Source organism: Streptomyces sp. 8N114, assembly GCF_052245835.1.
Taxonomy (GTDB): domain Bacteria; phylum Actinomycetota; class Actinomycetes; order Streptomycetales; family Streptomycetaceae; genus Streptomyces.
In genome coordinates this window covers 945,423-970,197 of record NZ_JBQQBT010000001.1, presented here as the reverse complement: position 1 = coordinate 970,197, position 24,775 = coordinate 945,423, and the positions used below count along the sequence as shown (strand labels likewise).

The following is a 24,775-nucleotide window of genomic DNA, read 5'->3' as shown; positions in this document are numbered from 1 at the left end:
GCGGCCGGCCCAGAGCGTCCCCGGGACCGGCCGCTGTCGTGACCGGGCTGCTGTCCCCTGCCGTCCGGTCACAGCACCGGAGCGAGGTCCCACGACACCCGGCGTCTCCCCTCCCGGGGAGGACGGGCGTCTCATCGCTCCGGTGACGCCGCCCCGCTCGCCGCCGGGCGCCCGGCGGAGATCAGGGACACCGGGTCCAACGAAGCCCCTTCGGGGCGGTCACGCGCCGTACGGGTGAGGGCCCCACCAGGCCCCTCGGGGTGCCCCTGTCCGTCGTCCCCGGGCTGCGGCCCGGCTGTGGCTGGGTGCGCCCACGCGGCGGAGCCGCACATGAGCACAGTCCCGCGCCCCTGACGGGGCGCAGCCCCCCACGCCTAGTGCCCCCGGCACAGCCGCAGCAGTGTGCGGGCCAGCTCCCGGCCCGGCGCCCCGAGCGCGGCGCTGTAGTGGTCGAGGATCTGCATCTCGCGGGACAGATGCACCCGCCGCCCGCCCGACTCGATCCGCGTCTGCTGGATGGTCTCGGAGATCTCCATACGGTCGCGTACGAGCGCGATCAGGCGGGCGTCGAGCGCGTCGATACGGGCGCGCTCGGCCGCGATCAACGCCTCCGGCGCGGGCGTCGCCTCGGTGCTGGTGCTGGTGCTGGTGCTGGTGCTGGTGCTCGTCGTAGTCATCTGCTGCGTGCTCCTCGGCTCACGGAGCCCGCGGGTCGCGGCGGCCCGGGCGGACACACACAGGCGCCCCGGGCCTGACCGGCCCGGGGCGCCTGGGGGAAGTTCGTATGTGGCTTCTCTCACACAGAACGACGACCATGGCAGCCGGCCGGGCCGGTGCCATAGCTAAACCACACGTTCTGTACGAGCATGCGCCCAGTATGCCACCCCTCCAGCGGCGGGATCGGCCACCCAGGGGCACCGTTATCATCGGTGGTGAACCCCCGCTCACCGCCGAAAGGCATCAGCTTCGTGGCTTCCAACCCGTCCGAGAGCACCGTTCCGGACACCGTTCTCGTCGTCGACTTCGGCGCGCAGTACGCCCAGCTCATCGCGCGCCGCGTGCGCGAGGCGCGGGTGTACAGCGAGATCGTGCCGTCGACCATGCCGGCCGCCGAGATGCTCGCCAAGGACCCGAAGGCGATCATCCTCTCCGGCGGTCCCTCTTCCGTGTACGCGGAGGGCGCACCCTCGATCGAGCGCGAGCTCTTCGAGGCGGGCGTCCCCGTCCTGGGCATCTGCTACGGCTTCCAGCTGATGGCGACGACGCTGGGCGGCACGGTCGACAACACCGGCAGCCGGGAGTACGGCCGTACTCAGCTGACCGTCGCCAAGGCGTCCTCGACGCTGTTCGAGGGCACCCCGGGCGAGCAGCAGGTGTGGATGTCGCACGGCGACGCCTGCTCGGCGGCGCCGAAGGGCTTCACCGTCACGGCGTCCACGGACCTGGTCCCGGTGGCGGCGTTCGAGGACGACGGGCGGAAGCTGTACGGCATCCAGCACCACCCCGAGGTGATGCACTCCACCTACGGCCAGCAGGTGCTGGAGCACTTCCTGTACCGGGGTGCGGGGCTGTCCCCGTCGTGGACCACGGAGAGCATCGTCGACGAGCAAGTGGCGGCGGTCCGCGCGCAGGTCGGCAGCAGGCGCGCCATCTGCGGGCTGTCCGGCGGCGTGGACTCGGCGGTGGCAGCAGCGCTGGTCCAGCGGGCCATCGGCGACCAGCTGACCTGCGTGTACGTCGATCACGGGCTGATGCGCAAGGGCGAGACGGAGCAGGTCGAGAAGGACTTCGTCGCAGCGACCGGCGTCCAGCTGAAGGTCGTGGACGCCTCCGACCGCTTCATCGACGCGCTGGCCGGGGTCTCCGACCCGGAACAGAAGCGCAAGATCATCGGCCGGGAGTTCATCCGGGTCTTCGAGCAGGCGCAGGCGGAGATCGTTGCCGGGGCGCCCAGCGACGAGCCGGTGGCGTTCCTGGTCCAGGGCACGCTCTACCCGGACGTGGTGGAGTCCGGCGGCGGCACGGGCGCGGCCAACATCAAGTCGCACCACAATGTGGGCGGCCTCCCCGAGGACCTCGAGTTCGAACTGGTGGAGCCGCTGCGTAAGCTGTTCAAGGACGAGGTCCGGATGGTCGGGCAGGAGCTCGGGCTGCCGGACGAGATCGTCCAGCGCCAGCCGTTCCCGGGCCCGGGCCTGGGCATCCGTATCGTCGGCGAGGTCACCCGCGAGCGGCTCGACCTGCTGCGGGAGGCGGACGCCATCGCCCGCGAGGAGCTGACGGCCGCGGGTCTGGACCGGGACATCTGGCAGTGCCCGGTGGTGCTGCTCGCGGAGGTCCGCAGCGTCGGCGTCCAGGGCGACGCGCGCACCTACGGTCACCCGGTGGTGCTGCGTCCGGTCTCGTCGGAGGACGCCATGACGGCCGACTGGTCGCGGCTGCCCTACGACGTGCTGGCCCGCATCTCGACGCGGATCACCAACGAGGTCGCCGAGGTCAACCGCGTCACGGTGGACGTCACCAGCAAGCCCCCGGGAACCATCGAGTGGGAGTGAGCTCCCGCTGAGCAGTCAGCTGTGTGCCCCGCACTCCTCACGGAGTTCGGGGCACACGTGTGTTCGGGCCGTGAGCCGGGCTGGGATACGGTGCCGGGGTGTCGGATGCGGAGGAGCAGCAACAGACGGACGAGGACGAGCGACGTGAGCGGTGGCGCGCCCTCCAGGAGCGCGCGGACCGGCGTCGCCGCCGTACGAGGATCGCCGTGTGGTGCGGCCTCGGCGTGCTGGTGCTCGGTGGCGTGGGATGGGCCCTCACACCCACCGTCAAGGACAAGGTGATCGCGTCGGGCGCCTGCGACGGGGCGCTGCCCGACGGCAGTCTGGACACCCTGCGTGCCACCACGGGCAACGCCGACGCGCATCTGTCCGAGTCCGAAAGCGAGACCGACAGCGGCCTCGGGCGCTACAGCTGCGAGGTGGCGAACGAGGAAGGCGAGCGGATCCTCGAAGTCCGCGTCTACAGCCGCCGGGACGACATCGACAGCGAGCTGGTACGCGAGTTCCGGGACGACGGAGTACTCCCGGCCGCGGCGCTCCCCGGCGGGCTGCCGGGCTTCGAGTCCCGGCTGGCCGGTGTGACGCTGATGCCCGAGTGCCCGGGGCGCGGCAAGGACGCCGCCGGGCACCCGGGGCAGCTCCTGGTCGATGTGCTGTCCGGACACCGCTCCGAGCCGCACCAGTTGGTCCGTGCGGGCGCGGCGGTCGCCAACAAGGCGGCCGAAAAGCTCGGGTGCGACACCGACCCGCTGCCCGTCCCGGCGCAGGACACCGAGAAGGCCGAGCCCAAGGGCGTACCGACCGGACGCGCGGCGGGCACGACGTGTGCGGCGCTCGCCCGCGGCCCCTTCCAGGGCGCCGGCTGGTCCGTCGACCTGCGGATCCCCAAGGGCCATGCCCCCATGACCAGTTGCGTGGTGCGGCCGTCCGGCAGCGACGAGGACGGCGAATCACACAGCCCGGTGATCACGCTCTACGGCCTGTACGGGGAATGGTCGCAGCGGGTGATGTTCGGCCAGGCCGGTCTCAGCGGCGCGCGCACGGACGAGTCGCGGACCCGGCCGTGGCTCACCGACGACAACGGCTGGGCCACGGCACGGTGCGGTGGCCGGCCGGCGGGCTTCCAGCTCGCCGTCAGCCGCCCGGACGACGAGTCGGACGGACAGCGGACGCTGAGCCGCGAGCTGTTGGACCGCGATGCCATGCGGGAGGTACTCGCGTCCTTCGCCGAGAAGGAGAGCGCCGAACGCGGCTGTACGCGGCTTCGGCTGCCCGCGGCGGACTGATCCGGCGTCGGCCGCTGGGGAGGGGGTGCCCCTGCCTGATGCTTGCAGGCTGCGGGTGCGTCGTGGCTTGGCGCGCAGTTCCCCGCGCCCCTGTGGGGCGCAGCCGTCCTGTGGGGCGCAGCCCCCTCCGGGGGACGCGTCAGAGCAGGTTGAGGGAGTTGGCGTACCGCGTGTCCAGCTGGATGCGGAGGCGTTCGGCTCGGCCTGCGGGTATGCCGCGGTCCCGCGCCCACGCGTCGAACACCGCGAAGAGCTGGACCCTGCCGTCCATCAGTCGTTGGACGGCCCGCTTCCCGCTGCCCGCCGACGCGTCGGGGCGGCGCTGCGCGAGGGTGGCGGCCGAGGGCCGGCTCCGTACCTGGTGGTCGGCGGGGTGGTAGAGGCCGCGGGTGTGCCGCAGCACCGCGCGGTCGAACTGTGCGAGAGGGGGCGCGAGTCCTTCCTTGACGGCGACCGTGCGGGCGGCCATGAGTTCGGCGACGAGGGTGGCGCTCTCCTCGAGCTCCATCTCGGTGGACATCACGCCGTCCTTGGGCTTGTCGCCTGGCTCCTGCGCGTCGTCGGTCAGCCGCTCCAGATACCAGGCGAACCGGGCCCGTTCGGCGTCGTACAGCATGGCGAACGCGCGCGGCGAAGCGGCCACCCGGCGTACCACTTTCTGCGCCCTCTCGAACTCCGGGAAGACGACGTGCACGTCGTGCCCGTGGGGGAAGGGGGTGGCCCAGTTGCCGCTGCCGTCCCCGAATTCGGCTTCCTCGTCGGTGGCGGTGGGGTGCTGCCAGTCGTGGGGCGCCCCGTACGCCACCGATCTGCTGGTGTCCTGGATGTAGGCGGCGAACATCCGGGCGAGGTAGGGGTTCAGGCCGAGGGGGAAGTCGGGCAGATATTGCTTCCGGCCCTTGCTGAGCAGCAGCACGGCGGCGTGCGCGACGCGTGCCGACCGTTCGGTATGTGGCCGCGCCGGCTTGTGCTGGTCGTCGGCGGTGCGGCCGGTCGTCGCCGCGACGAGCGCGCGGCCCGCGAGCTGTGTACCGTCCGCGCCGTCGCACAGTGGGGCGCCGGTGGTGTGCAGCAGCCGCTTGAGCGGTCCCGTACGGGTGATGTCCGGGCCAGGGTCCAGCGCCTTCGCGGCCCGCTCGGGGTCGCGGGCCTGCGCGCGGGCGGAAACCGGCGCCTGTCGGCACGCTTCGGCGTCGTCCTCGTCGAGTACGAGCAGAGGCACGAGAACGGCGACGAGGGCGAGCGCCAGCACGCCGCCCACGATGAGCAACAGGACGCGCCGTGGGACGGCGCCGCGTATCCGGCCGAGGAGAGACACCGGGCGAGACTACCCGGGCGGCTGTCGTATGCGGAGCGGGGCCGTCTGTTGCGGGCTGGAGCCGTCTGGTGCGGGGCGCCCGGCTCAGTGCTCCCAGGCGCGGGTCAGTGCGGCGGCCTCGCCCCGGGTGGTCACGCCCAGCTTGGCCAGGATGTTGGAGACGTGGAACTTCACCGTCGACTGGCTGATGCCGAGCGCGTCGGCGATCTCGCGGTTGCGGCGCCCGAGGGCGAGGTGTTCCAGTACGTGCACCTCGCGCGGATGGAGTGCGTCCAGGCCCTCCGGAGCGTTGTCGGCAGTGCGCCGGGGCAACGGCGTGGAGGGCGCCAGCGGCAGGGTGACCGTGACCGTCGTCCCCCAGTCCGGTACCGCGTCCACATGCAGGGTGCCGCCGAGCGCCGCGACGCGTTCGCTGGCGTTCGTGGTGACGGCCTCCTCGACACGCAGCCTCCCCGGGCCGTCGTCCCGTACGGCGGCCCGCAGCTCCTCGTTCTCGAGCCACCACCCGACGTGCACCCGCTGTACCCCCTCCTGCTCGAGCAGGGCCAGCGTGGCGGCCCGTACGGCGGCGCGTGCGGTGTGCGCGGCGTCGGACGGGACGGACCGCGTACTGCCCGGCGCGCGCAGCACCAGCCGCGCCGTGTGGTGGCGGAAGAGCGGACGCAGCTCGCGGGCCGCGCGGTGGAAGGCGTCGTCAGCCGGCTCCTCGCTCAACTCGCGGTTCCAGTACGGCGCCCGCCGCAGCGCAGCCAGCGCTTCGACGGCCAGCTCGGTGGCCGTGGCACGCGCTGCCGCGTCGTCGAGCGCGGGCGCCCGCAGCGCGGCGAGGACGCCGGTGAGTGCCGCACCGTGGGCGTCGGCCAGCTCCGCCAGGGCGGTGGCCCGCGCTGCGGACGCTGCGCGGGAGACGGCGGTGCGCTCCGGGTACGCCTCGGCGTGGAGTTGGTAGGTGTAGACGGTCACCAGGTCCCAGACGCGCTGCACGGTGCGCAGCACGTCGGCGGGTACGGGGGCCGGTTCGGCGCCGAGACCGGTGAGGGCCAGCAGCGCGCCACCCTTTCCGCGCGGGGCCGAGGCGACGCCGAGCACGGCATGGGGCCCGCCGGCCAGCACCGCCTCGCCCTGCCAGGGCGTGCCGACGGGCACCTGGACCGCGAGCCGGCCCAGTTCGGCCGAGGTGATCCGGCCGGCAAGCGCGCTGTCCGTGCCGACGGCCTGCCTCGGCGCGTACGCGCACACCTCGCTCAGCTGCGCCGCGGCGGTGTGCGGTACCAGTCCGCGCAGCACCTGCGAGGTGCGGTGCAGGAGTTGGGGCAGCGGCGCGGCCACGATCTCCGTCACCCTGGCCAGCGCGTCCTCGGTACTCGTCCAGCGGCGTTCCACCTGCCCACCGTACGGCGGTGCGGCGCGGGCGTGCCTGGTCGTCGGGGGAGGTGCCGACCGGCCGTACGACGGGTCCGGTGGCGGCGCTGCCGGGCACACAGTGGTGCGGCGCCGTCCGTCCGACGGTGCGGAACTGCCTGAACGACGAGGGAGCACCTTCCGCATGCCATTCACCACCCACGCCATGGCCTTCGACCGCTTCGGCGCCGCTGACGTCCTCGCCCCGCGGGAGGTCGAACTGCCCGAGCCAGGGCCCGGCCAGGTCCGCCTGGCCGTACGGACAGCCGCGGTCAATCCGCTGGACTGCAAGATCCGCAGAGGGGAGATGCAGGAGCTGTTCCCGCTGCCGCTGCCGCATGTGCCCGGGCTGGAGGGGGCCGGGATCGTCGAGGCGGTCGGGCCGGACGCCGGTGAACTGGCCGTCGGCGACGAGGTGTTCGGCTGGACGCTGACCGGCAGCTATGCCCGGCACGCGCTGGCCGAGGCCGGCAACCTGGCCCGCCGTCCCCACCAGCTCGGCTGGGCCGAGGCCGCGGCGGTGCCGTCCGCCGCGGAGACGGCGCTGCGCTGCTTCGCGCTGCTGGGCCTCAAGCCCGGCGAGACCCTGCTGGTGCACGCGGCGGCCGGTGGTGTCGGCACGCTCGCCCTCCAGTTGGCGGCCGCCCGCGGGATCCGGGTGATCGGCACCGCCGGCGAGCGCAACCACGCGTACATACGCGAGTTGGGCGGCGTTCCCGTCACCTACGGGGAGGGTCTGGCCGAACGGGTGCGGGCCGTCGCGCCGCAGGGGGTGGACGCGGCGCTCGACGGTGCGGGGCGAGGGGGAGCCATCGAGGCGTCGATCGAGCTGACGGGCGGCACCGAGCGGGTCGTCACCATCACCCATCCCGCCGAGGCCGCCCGGCACGGGGTGCGCTTCGCGGAGGGCGGCGAGAGCCTCGACCTCGCGGGGGCGCTGGCCGAGGCGACCGCGCTCCATGTCGCCGACGGACTGCGGCTGCCGGTGCACCGCCTCTACCCGCTCGCGGAGGCCGCCGAAGCGATGCGGGAGAGCGAACGGGGACATGTCCGGGGGAAGTTGGTGCTGGTCGTGCGGTGACCGACGGACAGTTTCTCGGTAGCCGTCGGTGTTGCGGATGTGCTCCCAGATGTAGTACTCCTTATACATGAGCGAGCACGTACACAACAGGCTGGCGGTCGTTCGGGCGGAACGGAAGGTGTCCCGACAGGTGCTGGCCGAAGCGGTGGGCGCGCACTACCAGACGATCGGCTACATCGAACGCGGGCAGTACAACCCGAGCCTCGACCTGGCGCTGCGCATCGCCGCCTACTTCCGGCTGCCGGTGGAGGCCCTGTTCTCCCTGGAGCCGTTCCGCCCGCTCACCGACGAGGTGTACGGCCCGGGCAGCGCCCCGGACACGGCCGGCACCACCGCACGCAACACGGGGAGGACCACCACATGAGCTTCAGCGCTCCTGCTTCGCGCCCGTCCGCGACGGGCTACGACACATGGCTGCTCAAGACGATGAACGACGCCCGCGTCAAGCGCTATCACGCCACCCGCGGGGCACGGCGCCGCATCGTGGTGGCACACGTGGTGACGACAGCGGTCGGACTGGCGGGCATGGTGGGTTCCTACGCCTGGGCATCACCGTGGCCCCTGGTCGGGCTGCTGGCCGCGCTGCTCGCCTGGATCCCGCTCACCGGCTTCCTCAATTCCATGACCCGCGGGCTGCTGGAGCTGCGGAAACGGGTGCTGGACGAGCGCCAGGTGGCCGAGCGCGGCGAGGTGCACGCGAGGGCGTACCGGATCAACTCCTGGGTGATGACAGCCGCGCTGCTCGGCTTCTACGTCGCCTGGCTCGCCGAGACCTCCCTGGCCGAGCTCGCCGTCCCGCTCGCGGCCACCGGGTTGGTCGTCTGGGCGCTGCACCGACTGCTGCCGCTGTGGATCGCGGCCCTGCGGGTGCAGGACGAGCCGGAGGACGACGAGGTGGCGGAGCCGGCCTGAACGGCGGCGCGGGACAGCTGGGCCGTTCGAGGGGACTCCGGGAATTGCCGCGCGCGGCTCCCGGGGTCCGCCTGGTGTCGGTGCTAACCAGAGGTCATGCGATCCGATAGTCATATTGTTTCGCGCAGGGCTCTGCTGTGCGTCGGTCTCGGCGTCGGTACGGCGGGGATCGTGGGCGTCGGCGTAACCGCACTCACCGGCGAAGACGCCGGTAGCGGTGGCGGTGGCAGTGGCGGCGGGGAGCCCGCTCCCGGTGGCGCGGCCCCCGACAGCTACCGCCTTCGCCCCCTCGCAGGCGAGACCTCCATGGGCGAACCGGCAGCCCACCCCCCGGTCCACACCCGGGCGGAATCAACCCTCCCGGCAGCCGCAGGCGGGCGCGTGCTGGCCCTCACGTTCGACGACGGACCGCACCCCGAGCACACTCCGCGGCTGCTCGAAGTACTGCGCCGCCACGACGTACAGGCCACCTTTTTCGTCGTCGGTGAGAACGCCGCCGCCTTCCCGGGCTTGCTGAACGCCATGGCGGCCGACGGCCATGTGGTGGGCAACCACTCCTGGGCCCACCGAACTCTGACCCGGATGCGCCCGTCCGACGTACGTGACGACCTGGGCCGCACCAGTGAACTGATCGACCGGGTCGTCGGTACCCCGCCCCGCTGGTGCCGTGCCCCCTACGGAGCCTGGCACCCGCCCTCGCTCAAGGTCTGCGCCGACCTGGGCATGGAACCGATGGGCTGGTCCGTGGACACCCACGACTGGACCCGTCCGGGCACCGCCCGCATCGTCCGCGCCGTCACCGACCGGGCCACCCCAGGCGCCATCGTCCTCCAGCACGACGGCGGCGGCCCCCGCCACCAGACGGTCGCCGCCGTCGACCGCTACCTGCCGCTCCTCCGGGCCCACGGCTACACCTGCGTCCGCCCCCAGTTGTGAACCGGCCGCCGCCCGGCCCGGCCAGCTGTCGGACGTGCCGGTTTGCTGCGCGCTTTCGTGCCCCTTCTGCGCCAGCTGCTTCTAGACGAGCCGCCGTGCCGTCGCCCACCGGGTGAGCTCGTGGCGGTTGGAGAGCTGCAGCTTGCGCAGGACGGCCGAGACGTGGGACTCGACTGTCTTGACGGAGATGAACAGCTGCTTGGCGACCTCCTTGTAGGCGTAGCCGCGGGCGATGAGGCGCAGGACCTCGCGTTCGCGCTGGGTGAGGCGGTCGAGGTCCTCGTCGACCGGTGGGGCGTCCGTGGAGGCGAAGGCGTCCAGGACGAAGCCCGCCAGGCGGGGGGAGAAGACGGCGTCGCCGTCCGCGACCCGGAAGATGGCGCCGACCAGGTCGTCGCCGGTGATCGTCTTGGTGACGTAGCCGCGTGCGCCGCCGCGGATGACGCCGATGACGTCCTCGGCGGCGTCCGAGACGGACAGCGCGAGGAAGCGCACGGGCTGCTCGACATCGCCCATCAGCGGGGCACTGCGGCGCAGCACCTCCACCCCGCCGCCGCCCGGCAGATGGACGTCCAGCAGGACGACATCGGGGCGGGTGGCCTCGATGACCGTCATCGCCTGGTCGACGTCGCCCGCCTCGCCGACCACGTCCACGCCCGTCTCTTCGGTGCGGCCGATCTCCGCCTGTACGCCAGCGCGGAACATGCGGTGGTCGTCCACCAGGACGACCCGGACGCGGCGGCCCGCGTCCGTATTCCGCTGCTCGCCCGCCCGGCCCGTCCCGCCGCTCGCCTCGTTCGACCCGTCCGTCACGACTCCGCCGCCCTCTCCATCTCCAGCTCGACCTCTGTCCCCTCGCCCGGTGCGGTGCGCAGCCGGGCCGTGCCGCCGTTGCGCCGCATCCGGCCGACGATGGACTCGCGTACGCCCATCCTGTCCTCCGGGACGGCGTCCGGATCGAAGCCCGGCCCGCGGTCCCGTACGGAGATGAAGACGGTACGACCCTCCACCTCGGCGAAGACCTGTACGGCGCCGCCCTCGCCACCGTACTTGGCGGCGTTGACCATCGCCTCGCGTGCGGCCTGAAGCTGGGCGCCCAGCGCCTCGTCGAGGGGGCAGTCGCCGACGCAGACCACCTCCACGGGCACCCCATGGTGGTCCTCGACCTCGGCGGCCGTGGCCTTGACCCCCTCGGCGAGAGTCTTGGGCTCGTCCTCCTCCTCGGCCGCCGCACCGGAGGCGTCGGCGGGCTTGTAGAGCCAGGCACGCAGCTCCCGCTCTTGGGCGCGGGCGAGCCGGGCCACTTCGCGGGGCTTGTCGGCGTTGCGCTGGATCAGGGTGAGGGTGTGCAGCACCGAGTCGTGGACGTGCGCGGCCACTTCGGCCCGCTCCTGCGCGCGGATGCGCATCAGCCGTTCCTCGGACAGGTCCTGCATCATCCGTACGAGATACGGGCCCGCCATCAGCGCGATGCCGACCAGCACGGCGAGCGCGGCCTGGAGGACCGAACCCAGATGGCTGACCGAGCCCTGGACGACGACGATGCCGGTCACGCCCACGGCGACCAGCGCGACACCGGCCGCGCTGCGCGCGATCGGCAGCAGTCGCGTACGGCGGCTGACCGCCGCCCAGTGGGCGCGGCGGGAGTTGTCGGCCTGGCGCCACACCAGTGCGACACCGATGCCGATGAGGACGACGGGCCACAGATAGGTGTTGGCGGCGCCGAACTGGAGGTTGTCCGCGGTGATGAAGATGGCGACGATCAGCGCCAGGACGGCGATGAGCTGGCCCTTGTCGGGCTTGCGGAGGATGCGGCGGCGCAGCCCGTCGCGGTCGGTGACGGCCTCGGACAGCCCTGCCGCTCCGGTGCGGTGCCCGGCACCGACTCCGCCCGTACCGAGCGGCACCACGAACCAGAACGCCGCGTACAGCAGCACTCCGAGGCCGTTGGCGAGGCTCAGCGCGATGAAGACGATCCGCACCCAGGAGACGGGCAGCCCCAGGTGCCCCGCGAGTCCGCGCGCCACCCCGCCGAGCATCCGGCCCTCCGCGCTGCGGTAGAGCTTGCGCAGGGGCGGTTCTTCGGCCGGCGGCTCCGAGGACACGGCTCCGGGTCCGGGTCCCTGCGAGGCCGCCTCGGGGGCGGGCGAGGCGGGCGCTGTCATGTTCCGATCGTCACACGGCGGGCGCAGCCGGACATCAGGGTTCGGCCCTGAGCCACCCCCGAACCGGCCCTGAAGCCCTGCCGCCGATCTCAGGGATCGCTCGGGGTAGGCCCCCGATGCCTCCGCGTGCCCGGGGCGCGACCATAGGGGCTATGAGCGAGGAGGAGCAGCACACGGCGGAACCCGCCGAGGGCGTCGGCCGGGCACGGCGGAGGACCGGTCCCGACGCGGGTGCCGGCGCGGCCGACACGGGGGCGGCCGACGCGGGCGCGGCCGATGCGGGTCCCGGTTCCGCCGGTGCTGCTGCCGACGCGGGGGTGAGCGACGGGGGGCCTGGTGCTGCCCGTGGCGGGGGTGCCGACGCCGGTGCGGGCGACTCCCGGTCGGGGGGCGCCCGGCCCGGGGACGCCCGGCCCGGGGGAGGGGCAGGGGGTTCCGGCGGGGGCGGCTCCTGGGGGGCGCACAATCCGGTGCCTCAGCCCCGGCACGGCAAGCTGCGGCGGAGCCGTGCGCACAAGGTCGCGGGGGGCGTATGCGGCGGCATGGGGCGGTACTTCGACCTCGATCCGGTGCTCTTCCGGGTGCCGCTGGTCGTGCTGTCCGTCCTCGGGGGGCTCGGACTCATCTTCTACGGGTTCGCCTGGCTGCTCATCCCCGCCGAGGGGGAGACGCAGAACGAGGGACGGCGGCTGCTGTCCGGCCGGGTGGAGGGCAGCTCGCTGTCGGCGATCCTGGTGGCGCTCGTCGGCTGCGGCCTCTTCCTCGCCTCGCTCGGCAACCGCAGCGTGCCCTTCTCGGTGCTGCTGATCGGCGTGGTGGCGGGCGCAGCGTACTGGTCGCAGCACCGGCGTCAGGTCGAGGCAGCGGGGGCCGAGGGCGCACAGATCGATCCGGCGACGGCGCACGCCGTCGCCGACGCGCCGCCTGAGGCGCAGGCACCGCCCGTCCCGGTGCCCGCCTCCTGGTGGCGGGAGCCCCTCACCAAGGAGGCCGGGGCCACCAAGGGATCCGGCCCCGCCTGGGGTCGGGCCGGGGCGGCCACCGGCTATCTGTGGGGCCCCGAGGACGCCCTGCAGTACGCAGCGCCGCCCAGCGCCCACGAGCGTCCAGGGGCGCCCCCCAGGGTCCCCGTCGTCGCCGGAGCACCCGGTGCAGGGCCGCCTGCCGAGACCCGCCAGGGCGCGGGGTTCTCGCTGGGCGGACTCACCTTCCTGCTGGCCCTGCTGGCCGGCGGTGTCTCCACGGCCGCCTCCTGGAACGGCTATTCCCTCGCCACCACCCTCACCATTGGTCTGAGCTGCGCGCTGGGCGTCTTCGGTCTCGGGCTGGCCGTCAGCGCGTTCGTCGGCCGCACGGGACCGGGCACCATCGTCTGCATCGTCCTGACGGCCGGACTGTTGGCAGCCGCGACGGCGCTGCCGGACGACATCACGACGCACTTCCGCGAGACTCGCTGGGTGCCCTCGGCGACAAAGGAGGTCAAGCCGCGTTATGCACTCGGCTCCGGTTCCGGCGAACTCGACCTGCGCGGTACGGGCCTGAAGGCGGGCCAGACGCTGCGGACCGAGGCGCGGGTCGGGCTGGGCGAGATGAAGGTGGTCGTACCGAAAGACGCGGTGGTCGAGGTGAGTGCGGACGTCGACGTCGGGGAAGCCGAGTTTCCCCGGGCCCTGGACAGCAACGGCGAGGTCGTCTCCGACAACGCGAGCGGCCTGGGGGCGGAGCGGAAGTTGACCCTGCACCCGCTCGGCAGCAAGAAGGCGAAGGGCACGATCGTGCTGAAGCTGAGCGTCGGCGTGGGCCGCGCCGAGATCGTCCGGGAGCTGCCTTCGGGCGTGCGTTCCGACAACCAGCCGCTGTCGGACCCCCCGACCGGACCGAGTGCACCCCCCACGAACGGACCGAGTGCGCCTCCCTCGAGACCGAGTGAGCCCTCGCCGACGGCACCGAGCGAGTCCCCGACGGGAGGGACCCGATGAGGCACCGCTTCGAACCCTCCCGGCTGCTGCTCGGACTCGCCATGTGCGCGGTCGCTGTGGTCTGTCTGCTGGACGCCGCAGGCGAGGTGGAGGTTCCGTTCTGGGTGCTGCTGGTGGTGGTTCCGGTCTCGCTGGTGCTGGCGGGCCTCACGGCGCTGGCGACGTTCCTGGTCCGGCGCTCGGTCTCCCGGCGGCGGGAGCTGCGCGAATGAGCGCCCGTCAGCGAGCTAGCCGAAGATCTGCTGCCCCTTGCGCCGCTTGCGTACTGCCAGCAGTGAATCCAGCGAGAACATCGGCGCTCCTGCCATCAGCAGGGGCAGCCACGCCATGAGGTAGGGCAGGTCGTTGCCGTAGTAGTACGGATCGCTGGCCCAGCTCATCGTCAGCCACAGGGAGAGGGAGAGCAGCGCCCCGCCGGCCGCCGCCATCCTTGCCCACAGTCCGCACAGCGTGCCGAGCCCGACGGCTATCTCCCCTGCGGCGATGGCAGTACCGAAACCCCGCGGGCTCTGTTGCGCCAGTTCGACCAGCCACGTGGCCGCCGCGGAGTCGTGCACGGCCGACAGCGTCCCGGCGAGCGAATCGGGTCCGTCACCGGTGAGGAACTCGGGGTCGATCAGCTTGTCGATCCCGGCGTAGAGAAAAGTGATGCCGAGGAAGAGGCGTAGCGGGAGCAGCGCGTACTTCGCGGCGTTACCGCGTATCCCGATGGGCGGTCCGGCGACCGGCCCCGGATAGGCGCTGACGGTCTTGGCCTTGTCGTTGGTGCCGCCACCCACCGGCCCTGTCACAGACATCCGTCGCTCCCGCCTTCCGCAAACGCGTTCGGTGTGCGGAGGCGATTCTTCCCCCTGTGCCTACCCGGCTCGCAAGTGCCCGTCGGCCGTGCCCGGGATGCCGGTTCCACCCGTCATTCGACCACGTCGATCGGATAACGGTTCGTCTCCACGCCTGCCGCCGTGACGACTTGGACCTCCACCCGGCCCGGTTCGACCTCGACCGGGACCGGCACCGTCAGTGCTGTGTCGGCGGGGCTGCTGAAGCCGCCGGGGACGGGGATGAGGGGCGCGTGCACATGGACGGCGCCGATCCGGACGACCATACGGGCCAGCCGGTCGGGAGCGGTGGCGCCCGGAGGGACGAAGCCCGCGCCGCGGATCTCGATGTCGTCGCCGGTGCGGATGGGGGAGTGCAGATCGCCCATCTCGCGTGCCCGGACGACCGAGAGCACGACGGGGCGGCCGCCCTCGGCGTACTTCCCGGCCAGATACGTCGCAGCCGAGACGACGACCAGCAGGGCCAGTCCCCAGGGCAGGTCGGGCAGTTGATCGGGCTGGCGGGCCAGCCGGACCGTGGCGAAGACCACCGCGACCGCGCTGATGAGGACGTACTGCACATCGGAGAAGGCGCCACGGCCCGCGTCGTCCGTGAGCAGATCGGCAGCGCGCGGCCGGTCGGCCCGTACCTTCTGCAACCGCCTGCCCTGCACCCGTACGGCCACCGTACGGCGCACCACGACGGCAACCGCGCAGGTCAGCGCGAGCACCGTCACCACCCCCGCGCCCCGCGACAGATCCAGGCCGGCCAGCAGCGCACGGCGCTCGTCGGAGCCGGAGGCCACGGCCAGCTCGACGGCCAGGACCAGCACGGAGAACACGGACAGCAGCACCCAGCCGGCAGCCACCGTGCGGGAGGTGGAGAGCCGGTTGTCCTCGCCGATGACGGGTGCCAGAACGCCGCCGCGCGCCCGGTGCAGCCAGGCGGCGACGGACAGCAGCGCCGCCGAGACGAAAGCCGCCACCAGGCCGGCCGTCCGTCCTGCCGACCAGCCACCGGCGAGTGCCAGCAGCAGCTCAACCAGCAGCAGCACGCCGACAGCGGCCCATACGCCGAACACGGTGCGCCGCCACAGCCGGACCACCCACGCCTCGCCCTCCTCGCGGCTCCGGTCGGCGACAGCACGCGCGGCCTCGGTCAGCTCGTCCGAGACCCACTGGCGGGAGGCACCCGCCGAGTGCGCCAGCCCCACGGGGACCCCCTCGCCCCCGGCCAGCTCGTCCCGGCGCCGTACGAAGGCGGCCAGCGCCTTGCGGTAGCCCTCGCGGGCGCTGTGCGGACAGTTGTCGCACTGGCACGGCGGCTTGGTGTCGCTGCTGGTGGGAGGGGGTTCGCCGGCGGGGCGGCTCGGCGCGGCCGGGGCGGGGGAGCTGGGTCGGGAGGGAGAGGTGGCGCCGGAGGAGGTGGCGGGGGTGGTGGCCGGATCCGGGTACCGCGAGGCGCGCCTGGGGGAGGGGGCTCCGGGTACGCGGGCTGTGCCTGTGCCGGGGGCTGTGCCCGTGCCGGAGGCGGCGGCCTTCCCTGTGGCGGGGCCCTGCTCCGCGGCGGGCCCCTGCCGGGTGGCGGCCCCCTTCCCCGTGGTGGGGCTCTTCCCGGTGGGGGCGCCCTTTCCCGCGTCGGGGCCCGTACCGGCCGCCCGGCCCGTGCTGGGGACACCGCTCGCGCCCTGCGCGCCGCTGCCCTGCCCGTCCTCGTCGCCCGGGCCCTTCGAGCCGTCCTGAGCCGTGTCCACGGCCACTGCGCAACCCCGCCTCTCAACTTCCGTGGGATGGAAGGGGATTGTGCCTTACGTGAGTCGGTGTCAGCTCAGCAGGCCTGACCCGTCCCGGGTGATCCTGGTGGAGAGAGGTTGATAGTTGTGCCATCCGGCGAGATCGCCGCCCGGCTGCCCATGGGTCGCGACAGCGCTCTCGTGGTCGATCGGCACCGGCCTTCCGGCCGCCTTGACCAGCCCGCGGCGTCCATCGGATCCCCGGCCGTAACAGGCCGTGACTGCGCAGGATGACGCCTCTGTGCGGCCCCAGCACTGCGGGTCTGCGCCTCCCTCGCCTTGCACCTGTGAGTGAACGGCGAACGCCACCTGGTTGACATGGCGGCGCCCCAGGGCGTGTCCGGCGGACGTTGCGTACCCGGCACAGGGCTGCGCTTTCCCGGAGACAACCGGTGCCCCCAGGAGGGGCCGGGTACCCCCGGCCCGGGCCGGCCCGCAGTCGGGGTGGCCGCGCCGACCGGCAGGGCGCGGCCACCTGGACAGAACGCTATGCGGAACGGCGGCGGCCGGGCACGGGGATGACCGCAAGTGAACCTTTTCGCCGCAAAGCTGCTCAGGCCGGTCCGCTTGGCGGTGCAATGCAGGGGGCGCCTGTGCAGTCGCCGACCGGTGCCCCGTGAGCCTCGACGGAGAAGCCGGGGGTGTGGTAAAGGCCCCGAAAACGCCCGGATACGCTCGCGCCCATGGACGTACTCATCAATGTCTTCGTCGGCCTGCACATCATCGGCATAGCCGCACTCCTGGGCGGCTTCTTCACGCAGATGAAGGCGATCGGCAAGGGCGAGGCCCGGATCAGCCCCAGCATGCTCCACGGTGCGCTGACCATGCTGGTCACCGGCGTGGCTCTGGTCGGGCTCAACCAGGCCGACGACAGCTCGGTGAACAACGTCAAGATCGGGCTCAAGCTGGCGCTGCTCGTGGTGATCCTCGGCATCACCTATGTGAAGCGGGACGAGGAGCGGCTCAGCGCTCCCCTCTTCGGCACCGTCGGCCTGCTGACGACAGCGAACATCTTCATCGCCGTGCTCTGGGTCTGAGCGGTCCGGACACCGGCGAGCCGTCGCGAAAGCGCCGGTTTTTCCACAGGGCAATCCGGGTGTCGGTGCGGCGGCCTAGACTCGTACGACGATGAGCAGCCTCTTCGACGACAGCTTCCTGGCGGACCTCGACGGTATGGCACCCGAGGCGGACGCGCCCCCGCCGCCCGACCACGAGGGCTCCGGGCACCCGGGCCCCGCCGAGGAGATCCCGGACGATCTCTTCGCGGGCACCTTCGCGGGCGGAGCGGGCGCCGCCGCGGGCACCGGCGGGCGTGACGCGTACCACCGTGACGGCGCCCCCCGGTCCGCCGTCGACCCTGCCGCGCTGCTGGAGGGGATGAACGAGCAGCAGCGTGATGCCGTGCTGCATGCGGGCTCCCCGCTGCTCATCGTCGCCGGTGCGGGCTCCGGCAAGACGCGGGTGCTCACCCACCGCATCGCCTATCTGCTGGGCGCCCGCAGTGTGCACCCGGGCCAGATCCTCGCCATCACCTTCACCAACAAGGCGGCTGGCGAGATGAAGGAGCGCGTCGCCGAGCTGGTGGGCCCGCGGGCTCAGTCGATGTGGGTCTCCACCTTCCACAGCGCGTGCGTGCGCATCCTGCGCCGCGAGAGCAAGAAGCTGGGCTTCACCTCGTCGTTCTCGATCTACGACGCCGCGGACTCCAAGCGGCTGATGGCTCTGGTCTGCCGCGATCTGGATCTGGATCCCAAGCGCTTCCCGCCCAAGGCGTTCAGCGCCAAGGTCTCCAACCTCAAGAACGAGCTGATCGACGAGGAGGACTTCGCGGGGCAGGCCAGTGACGGCTTCGAGAAGACCCTCGCTGAGGCGTACACGATGTACCAGGCGCGGCTGCGCGAGGCCAACGCGCTGGACTTCGACGACCTGATCATGACCACGGTCCATCTGCTCCAGGCGTTCCCCGACGTGGCCGAGCACTATCGCCGCCGCTTCCGGCACGTCCTCGTCGACGAGTACCAGGACACCAACCATGCGCAGTACCAGCTGGTGCGCGAGCTGGTCGGCCCGGCCGAGGAGCAGGCCGAGCTGTGCGTCGTCGGCGACGCCGACCAGTCGATCTACGCCTTCCGCGGCGCGACCATCCGCAACATCCTCCAGTTCGAGGAGGACTACCCGAACGCGACCACGATCCTGCTGGAGCAGAACTACCGCTCCACGCAGACGATCCTCAGCGCCGCCAACGCCGTCATCGAGCGCAACGCCGACCGCCGCCCCAAGAACCTGTGGACCAAGGCGGGCTCTGGCCCCCGGATCACCGGCTATGTCGCCGACACCGAGCACGACGAGGCACAGTTCGTCGCCGACGAGATCGACCGGCTCAGCGACGGAGAGCAGCAAGAGGGCGAGGGAGGCGAGGGCAGGGTCCGGCCCGGCGACATCGCCGTCTTCTACCGCACCAACGCCCAGTCCCGTGTCTTCGAAGAGGTCTTCATCCGCGTCGGCCTGCCCTACAAGGTCGTCGGCGGAGTGCGCTTCTACGAGCGCCGGGAGGTCCGCGACATCCTGGCGTATCTGCGGGTGCTGGCCAACCCGGAGGACGCGGTGCCGCTGCGCCGTATCCTCAACGTCCCCAAGCGCGGCATCGGGGATCGCGCCGAGGCCATGATCGAGGCGCTGGCGCTGCGCGAGAAGATCACCTTCCCGCAGGCGCTCGCGCGCGTGGACGAGGCGTACGGCATGGCCGCGCGCTCCCTCAACGCCGTCAAGCGGTTCAACGCGCTCCTGGAGGAGCTGCGCACCATCGTGGAGTCCGGCGCCGGCCCGGCCACGGTGCTGGAGGCGGTGCTGGAGCAGACCGGCTATCTGGCCGAGCTCCAGGCGTCCACCGACCCACAGGACGAGACGCGTATCGAGAACCTGCAGGAACTGGCCGCTGTCGCCCTGGAGTTCGAGCAGGAGCGCGGCGAGGAAGAGACCCCCGGCACGCTCGCCGACTTCCTCGAGCAGGTCGCCCTGGTCGCCGACTCCGACCAGATTCCCGAGGAGGGCGAGGACGAGGGCGTCGTCACGCTCATGACTCTGCACACCGCCAAGGGCCTCGAATTCCCCGTGGTCTTCCTGACAGGCATGGAGGACGGCGTCTTCCCGCATATGCGCGCCCTGGGGCAGACCAAGGAACTGGAGGAGGAGCGCCGGCTGGCATACGTCGGCATCACACGCGCCCAGGAGCGGCTGTATCTCACCCGCGCCACCATGCGCAGCGCCTGGGGCCAGCCCTCCTACAACCCGCCCTCCCGCTTCCTGGAGGAGATCCCCGCCGAGTACCTCGACTGGAAGCGGACGGGCAGCGGCGCCGGTGCCCTGGGCGGCGCGGCCGGGGGTGGCGCCGGGATCAGCGCGTCCCTCTCCTCCTCCGCGAACGCCTCGGCCCGGCGTGGAGGGCCGTCCGGCTTCGCGACGCGGCGTGCCGGTGACCGGCCGGTGGTCTCCCTCCAGGTCGGCGACCGCGTCACGCACGACAGCTTCGGGCTCGGCACGGTGCAGTCGGTGAAGGGCAGCGGCGACAACGCCGAGGCGACGATCGACTTCGGCGGCGAGAAGCCCAAGCGGCTGCTGCTGCGCTATGCGCCGGTGGAGAAGCTGTGAGGCCGTAGTAGCCCAGAGGCCCGACAGGAGGCGGCCCCGGGGCATATCCCCCGGGGCATGACGTCCGGGCGTAGCGCCTCGGGGCCCCATGGGGGGCGTCGGCCTCAGCTGATGTTGAGGCCCTTGCCCTGGAGCCACGGGATCGGGTCCACCGCCGAGCCGCCGCCCGGATGGATCTCGAAGTGCAGATGCGGGCCCGTGGAGTTGCCGGAGTTGCCGGAGTAGGCGATCACGTCGCCCGCCTTGACCTGGCCGGAGCGGATCTTGTTGCTGCTCAGATGGCAGTACCAGGTCTCGGTGCCGTCCTTCGCCGTCACGACGGCCATGTTCCCGTACGACACATCGTGCTTCGTGGAGACGGTGCCGTCGGTGGCGGCCATGACGGGGGTGCCGTAGCTGACGGGGAAGTCGATCCCGGTGTGGATCGACATCCAGTTGACGCCTGCCTGGCCGTAACGCGCGCTGAGGGTGTGGTTCTTGACCGGGATCACGTACTTGGGGCGCATGGCCTCCTTGCGCGCCGCCTCCTTCGCCTTCCGCTCCTTCTCCGCCTCCTGGCGCTGCTTGAGGTCGATGCGCTCCTGGGTGCGGCTGGCGCGGTCGGCGAAGTCGTCGGCGTCGGCGGAGAGGCCCTGGAGCTGGCTGTCCAGCTTGTTGTTGGCGCTCGACGGCTTCACGGGTGCGGCATCCGGGGCGGCGACGGTGGCGCTGTCCTTGTCGCCGTCGTCCCCCATCACGCTCGCCGCCGCGGCGCCCGCGACACCCATGACGGCGACGGACGGCACCGCCACGGTCATCAGTGCCCGGCGGCGCGGGCGGGGCTTGGGGGAGCGGCGGCGCCCGCGCCCGTGCGGGCCGCCGACACTGCCGAGTGCGGCGGGTTCGGCAGCGTCCTCGTGACCGTCCCGCGCGTCGTCCGGCTCGGGGGATGCGGGGAAGTCGGGCGCCGCGGCGTCGAACTCGTGCTGGTGCTGGTGCTCGTAGTCGAACGACGGCTCGGGCTCGTGCTGTGCGACTCCGGAGAAATCCCACTGGGCGGTGGCGTCCTGGCCCTGGTCGGGAGCGGTGTAGCCGTGGTCGAGCCCGAACTGTGCGGCCCCGGCGCCATAAGCACCTTCCGCGCCGTAACCGGGCTCTGTGGCGTAGCCGTCCTCCGCGCCGTAGCCGGGCTCGGCGCCGTAGCCGGGCTCGGCGCCGTAGCCAGGCTGCTCACCGTAACCGGGCTGCTCGGGCCCGTTCGGCTGCTGCCCGCCGGGACCGCTGTAGCTGTCGTAGCCCTCGTAACTCTCGTAGGCGGCATAGCCGCTGTGGCTCTCGTGACTGCCGAGGCTGGCGTGCTGGTCGCCGTACGCGGCGTGCTCTTCGTAGCCGGTGTGCTCGTAACCGGTGTAGCCCTCGTGGCCCTCGTAGCCGTACGCCGCAGCACTCTGGCTGCCTGTCGCCCAGCCGCCGGTTTCCGGTCCGGCCGCCTCCCAGCCGCCGGTGCCCCAGGCCGTCGTGTCCCAGCCGCCGGTCTCCTGCACACCGAACGTCCATTGGCCGGTGCCGTCATCCGCGGTGGGCAGACCGTGGCCGAACTCCGCTGCGGGGTAGCCCCCGGGAGCCTGCTCGGGCCCTGCCTGCGCCGGAACGTCGGGCGCTGCCATGGCGTCGGGGCCGTAACTTCCCGCGTCCCACGCGGGGTTGGCGTCCCAGGACGCGGTCGTATAGCTGCCGGTGTCTGCCCCGGCGGCACCGGGGAGGGTGCCGAAGAGGGGGTCGTCGTCACCGTAGGAGGTGTACGAGGTGTACGAGCCGTCGGCGTAGGAGGCGCCGGCGGTGTCGTAGGTGCCGGTGGAGTATCCGTCGTGCGAGCCGGCCTGGTAGGCGTTCTCGCTGTACGCGCCGTACGCCGACGGTCCATGGTCCGCGTCGTAGGTGCCGTACGAGAAGCCGGAACCGGGGTCGTCGGGACTCGGGACTCCCGACGGATGACGGTCGTTCACCACCAACTTCTCTTTCGCCTCGGCGACAGGGGCGGAGCAGTGCGGTGACTGTACCCGGCGGTACTCGACGGCGACAATCTTCGGGAGGTTTTAGCGACGCAGGAAACGGGCAATCGGCCGCCTTTCGGCGGACTACGGACCGGTAGCAGAGGTTGAGTTCGAAATTCGTTCGAAAGAGTGAGCCCTGCGTCCGGTGCGTCAGCCGTCCCGGTGGCCGGCGTGACGATCACGGCCTCCGGCCCTCGCCGGGTTCCAACTCCCCCCGGACACGGAATGATCGACCCGGTCGGTTTCCGACCGAAAGATAAATGGTTCCGGGAAACCGGTGAAGTCGGCGAAATATGGACGGCCGACTCCTGGACGGTCGACCCCGCGGCTCCTTTTTCCGGTGAGGGATGGTCCTGTCCGTCGGTTGCGGGGTGCGGGTCCGTTGTGGCTGGTCGCGCAGTTCCCCGCGCCCCTTACGGGGCGCGTTCCCCTCGGACGAGCTCTGGGCGCGGCTCCGTGTGATTTCCCCCTCGCTTGCGAGCGCGGAACGGACGGGTGCGGGATGCTGGGGATAACGTGCGTTCACACCCCGTGGCCCGTTCCGGCCGGGAGGTCGTTCAGAGGGAGGCAGTGATGGATGTGTCCGGTCCGATCCGCGTGGTGGTAGCGAAGCCGGGCCTCGACGGCCACGACCGGGGCGCCAAGGTCATCGCCCGAGCCCTGCGCGACGCCGGCATGGAGGTCATCTACACCGGGTTGCACCAGACCCCGGAACAGGTCGTGGACACCGCCATTCAGGAAGACGCCGACGCCATCGGCCTCTCCATCCTCTCCGGCGCACACAACACGCTTTTCGCCCGCGTGCTGGAGCTGCTGCGCGAGCGGGACGCCACTGACATCAAGGTTTTCGGCGGCGGCATCATCCCCGAGGCGGACATCCCGCTACTGAAGGAGCAGGGCGTCGCCGAGATCTTCACGCCGGGCGCCAGCACCAGCGAGGTCGTCGACTGGATCCGCACCCACGTGGGCCCGGTGGCAGCCTGAGCGGTCGCCCCCACCGGCGCGGTTGCCCCAACTCGTGCGTTGCCTCAACTCGTGACTGCCCTCATTGCGCGTCGTGACTGCCCTCATTGCGCGGTGGCGCCCCCGGTGCCCCGCCCTCGTTACCCCTCTCTTCCCCCTTGGTTCCCCTCCTGCCTCCCCTCCCACAGCTCCGTGCCCTCCCGCAGCTCCGTGAGCATCGCGGAGCGCAGCCGCAGAGTGGCGACCAGTCGCTGGAACGACTCCGCCCAGTAAGCCCCGGCGCCTGGTGACTCCCCCTCCTTCTCGTCCGGGACCGCGGCGAGCGGCGCGAGCCGTTCCGCGTCGGCCGGGTCCAGACAGCGTTCGGCCAGTCCCATCACGCCGCTGAAGCTCCACGGGTAGCTGCCCGCGTCCCGGGCGATCTCCAGCGCGTCCACCACCGCCCGCCCCAGCGGCAGCGGCCACGGCACGCCGCAAACCCCCAGGATGCGGAACGCCTCCGACAGTCCGTGTGCGGCGACGAAGCGTGCGGCCCACTCGCCGCGCTCCTCCTCGGGCAGCACCGACAGCAGCTTCGCCGGGTCGCCCGGGCCTTCGGCGAACGGCTCGGTGGGCTCCCCGATGAGGGCGCGCGCCCATGCGACGTTCCGCTGCCGTACGGCCGCCCCGCACCATGCCGCGTGCAGATCGTCCCGCCAGCCGTCGGCGACCGGCAGCGCCACGAGCTGTTCCGGCGACAGCCCGCCCAGCTGCTCGCTCCACACCTCCAGCGGTGCCGCCTCCACCAACTGGCCCAGCCACCAGGCCCGTTCCCCCCGTCCCGTGGGCGGTTTGGGTATGACGCCGTCGCGCTGCATGTCGGCGTCGCAGGTGTGCGGCGCCTCCACCACGATCCCTCCCCCGACGTTCGGCCGGGAGGCGCCCCCACCGCCCATCCGGTTGAGCGCCACACAGCTGCGGGCGCGCTCCGCCATCCTGGAGGCCAGCGCGGAGCCGGGAAGTGCGGCCAGCAGCTCGGCGGCGGTCGCCCGCACGGTGCGGCTGCGGTCGGCCAGCGCACGCTCCAGGAACGGCTCGTCGGCGGGGCCGAGGCCCTGGCGCAGCGAGTCGAGGAACATCAGCCTGTCCTCGGCCCGCTCGGTCTGCCAGGTGGAGGCCAGCAGCGCCAGCGCCCCCTCTGGATCGCGCTGCCGCAGGGCCGCAAGCAGGGCCACCCGCTCGGCGAACAACCCCTCCTGCCAGAGCCGTTCGGCCTCTTCCGGGCGCCCCTCGGGCACCTGGCGCCGGACACCGTCGCGCAGCGCGAACTTCCAGTCGGCGTTCTGCCGCGCCAGCCACAGTGCCCGCGGACCGGCGAACGCCAGCGTCTCGGCCCGCAAATCGGTGCGGGCGCGAGCCGCGTCCAGCAGGGCGGGCAGCAGCGCGGCGGGCGCGCGGTAGCCCTGCGCGTTCGCCTCCGCGAGCCACTGCGGGAGCAGCTCACCCAGGTCCGGGCCCGAACCGCGCCGCCCGGCCGCCGCGCCCGCCGGGCTCGACCCGCTCAGCGCCCGGTCCGCGAGCAGCGTCGCCAGCCGCCGCTCGGCCGTGGTTGGCAGCGGCTCACGCTCGTCCGCCGGTGCCAACTCGGGCCGCTGCCCGGGTACGACGGCCCGCGCGCCGGCCCGACGGCGGACGGTCTCGGTGGCCGCCGCGTCCAGCAGCGCCGTCACGCTCCCACCCGGCGGGCGCCGCCGCTCGGCTCCCAGCAGGGCAGCAGCCACCAACTCCGCCCAGGCCCCGGTGCCTCCTGCTGCTGGCCCTACTTCCGGTTCTCCCTCCACTCCAGTTCCCTCTCCTCCCCTCGGTCCAGCTCCCGGTCCTGCCCTGCCGTCCGATGGCTCGCCTGCGGGT

Annotated in this window: 20 protein-coding genes; 11 read left to right on the top strand and 9 right to left on the bottom strand. The window is 72.4% G+C overall.

Annotated features, from left to right (window positions below):
* Window positions 1–374 precede the first annotated feature (374 nt).
* Window positions 375–677, bottom strand: coding sequence for a chorismate mutase (locus ACTWQF_RS04355; protein ID WP_443277189.1), 303 nt, complete (start codon window positions 675–677; stop codon window positions 375–377).
* Between the two features lie 291 nt (window positions 678–968).
* Here ACTWQF_RS04355 and guaA point away from each other — a divergent pair, with 291 nt between their 5' ends.
* The gene (gene guaA, locus ACTWQF_RS04350; protein ID WP_443277187.1) at window positions 969–2,555 is read left to right on the top strand and encodes a glutamine-hydrolyzing GMP synthase; all 1,587 of its coding nucleotides are present in this window, start codon (window positions 969–971) and stop codon (window positions 2,553–2,555) included.
* A 98-nt stretch (window positions 2,556–2,653) separates the two neighbouring features.
* A complete protein-coding gene (locus ACTWQF_RS04345) occupies window positions 2,654–3,841 on the top strand; it encodes a hypothetical protein (protein ID WP_443277185.1) in 1,188 nt (395 codons plus the stop codon).
* Between the two features lie 139 nt (window positions 3,842–3,980).
* On the opposite strand, the gene ACTWQF_RS04340 is transcribed toward ACTWQF_RS04345, so the two are convergent.
* Both ACTWQF_RS04340 and ACTWQF_RS04335 read right to left on the bottom strand, forming a co-directional pair.
* Window positions 3,981–5,159 (bottom strand): hypothetical protein, encoded by a 1,179-nt coding sequence (locus ACTWQF_RS04340; protein WP_443277183.1) that lies wholly within the window; start codon window positions 5,157–5,159, stop codon window positions 3,981–3,983.
* Between the two features lie 84 nt (window positions 5,160–5,243).
* Entirely contained in the window at window positions 5,244–6,542 is a 1,299-nt protein-coding gene (locus ACTWQF_RS04335; RefSeq protein ID WP_443277181.1) for a LuxR C-terminal-related transcriptional regulator, read from the bottom strand.
* A 163-nt stretch (window positions 6,543–6,705) separates the two neighbouring features.
* On the opposite strand from ACTWQF_RS04335, the gene ACTWQF_RS04330 reads away from it, so the two are divergent.
* The 4 genes from ACTWQF_RS04330 to ACTWQF_RS04315 all read left to right on the top strand — a co-directional run bounded on the left by ACTWQF_RS04330 (window position 6,706) and on the right by ACTWQF_RS04315 (window position 9,489).
* Complete coding sequence (locus ACTWQF_RS04330) at window positions 6,706–7,641, top strand: NADP-dependent oxidoreductase (protein ID WP_443277179.1); 936 nt, start codon at window positions 6,706–6,708, stop codon at window positions 7,639–7,641.
* A 67-nt stretch (window positions 7,642–7,708) separates the two neighbouring features.
* Window positions 7,709–8,005 carry a helix-turn-helix transcriptional regulator gene (locus tag ACTWQF_RS04325; protein ID WP_443277177.1) on the top strand — a complete coding sequence of 99 codons (297 nt, stop codon included), beginning with the start codon at window positions 7,709–7,711 and terminating at the stop codon, window positions 8,003–8,005.
* On the top strand, window positions 8,002–8,553 hold the full coding sequence (locus ACTWQF_RS04320; RefSeq protein WP_443277175.1) for a hypothetical protein: 552 nt from the start codon (window positions 8,002–8,004) through the stop codon (window positions 8,551–8,553). Before ACTWQF_RS04325 ends, ACTWQF_RS04320 begins: the two co-directional genes overlap by 4 nt.
* 96 nt (window positions 8,554–8,649) lie before the next feature.
* On the top strand, window positions 8,650–9,489 hold the full coding sequence (locus tag ACTWQF_RS04315) for a polysaccharide deacetylase family protein (protein ID WP_443277173.1): 840 nt from the start codon (window positions 8,650–8,652) through the stop codon (window positions 9,487–9,489).
* A gap of 81 nt (window positions 9,490–9,570) precedes the next feature.
* On the opposite strand, the gene ACTWQF_RS04310 is transcribed toward ACTWQF_RS04315, so the two are convergent.
* A complete protein-coding gene (locus ACTWQF_RS04310; protein WP_443277567.1) occupies window positions 9,571–10,212 on the bottom strand; it encodes a LuxR C-terminal-related transcriptional regulator in 642 nt (213 codons plus the stop codon).
* An 86-nt stretch (window positions 10,213–10,298) separates the two neighbouring features.
* On the bottom strand, window positions 10,299–11,654 hold the full coding sequence (locus ACTWQF_RS04305; RefSeq protein WP_443277172.1) for a PspC domain-containing protein: 1,356 nt from the start codon (window positions 11,652–11,654) through the stop codon (window positions 10,299–10,301).
* Window positions 11,655–11,806: 152 nt separating this feature from the next.
* Between ACTWQF_RS04305 and ACTWQF_RS04300 the strand changes: the two genes are divergently transcribed.
* Together ACTWQF_RS04300 and ACTWQF_RS04295 are read left to right on the top strand one after the other, a co-directional pair.
* Window positions 11,807–13,633 carry a PspC domain-containing protein gene (locus ACTWQF_RS04300; RefSeq protein ID WP_443277171.1) on the top strand — a complete coding sequence of 609 codons (1,827 nt, stop codon included), beginning with the start codon at window positions 11,807–11,809 and terminating at the stop codon, window positions 13,631–13,633.
* Window positions 13,630–13,845, top strand: coding sequence for a hypothetical protein (locus ACTWQF_RS04295; protein ID WP_443277169.1), 216 nt, complete (start codon window positions 13,630–13,632; stop codon window positions 13,843–13,845). The genes ACTWQF_RS04300 and ACTWQF_RS04295 overlap by 4 nt, the downstream gene beginning before the upstream one ends.
* 15 nt (window positions 13,846–13,860) lie before the next feature.
* Here the strand turns inward: ACTWQF_RS04295 and ACTWQF_RS04290 are convergent, their stop codons facing one another.
* Both ACTWQF_RS04290 and ACTWQF_RS04285 read right to left on the bottom strand, forming a co-directional pair.
* Complete coding sequence (locus ACTWQF_RS04290) at window positions 13,861–14,430, bottom strand: DoxX family protein (protein ID WP_443277168.1); 570 nt, start codon at window positions 14,428–14,430, stop codon at window positions 13,861–13,863.
* Between the two features lie 113 nt (window positions 14,431–14,543).
* On the bottom strand, window positions 14,544–15,716 hold the full coding sequence (locus tag ACTWQF_RS04285; protein ID WP_443277565.1) for a hypothetical protein: 1,173 nt from the start codon (window positions 15,714–15,716) through the stop codon (window positions 14,544–14,546).
* Between the two features lie 1,208 nt (window positions 15,717–16,924).
* Here ACTWQF_RS04285 and ACTWQF_RS04280 point away from each other — a divergent pair.
* Window positions 16,925–17,278 (top strand): hypothetical protein, encoded by a 354-nt coding sequence (locus ACTWQF_RS04280; RefSeq protein WP_443277166.1) that lies wholly within the window; start codon window positions 16,925–16,927, stop codon window positions 17,276–17,278.
* Window positions 17,279–17,369: 91 nt separating this feature from the next.
* Entirely contained in the window at window positions 17,370–19,889 is a 2,520-nt protein-coding gene (gene pcrA, locus ACTWQF_RS04275; RefSeq protein WP_443277164.1) for a DNA helicase PcrA, read from the top strand.
* A 104-nt stretch (window positions 19,890–19,993) separates the two neighbouring features.
* Here pcrA and ACTWQF_RS04270 read toward each other — a convergent pair whose 3' ends face one another.
* A complete protein-coding gene (locus ACTWQF_RS04270; protein WP_443277162.1) occupies window positions 19,994–21,874 on the bottom strand; it encodes a M23 family metallopeptidase in 1,881 nt (626 codons plus the stop codon).
* A gap of 621 nt (window positions 21,875–22,495) precedes the next feature.
* Between ACTWQF_RS04270 and ACTWQF_RS04265 the strand changes: the two genes are divergently transcribed.
* A complete protein-coding gene (locus tag ACTWQF_RS04265) occupies window positions 22,496–22,906 on the top strand; it encodes a cobalamin B12-binding domain-containing protein (protein WP_443244165.1) in 411 nt (136 codons plus the stop codon).
* Between the two features lie 119 nt (window positions 22,907–23,025).
* Here the strand turns inward: ACTWQF_RS04265 and ACTWQF_RS04260 are convergent, their stop codons facing one another.
* Entirely contained in the window at window positions 23,026–24,705 is a 1,680-nt protein-coding gene (locus ACTWQF_RS04260) for a DUF5691 domain-containing protein (RefSeq protein ID WP_443277161.1), read from the bottom strand.
* Window positions 24,706–24,775 lie beyond the last annotated feature (70 nt).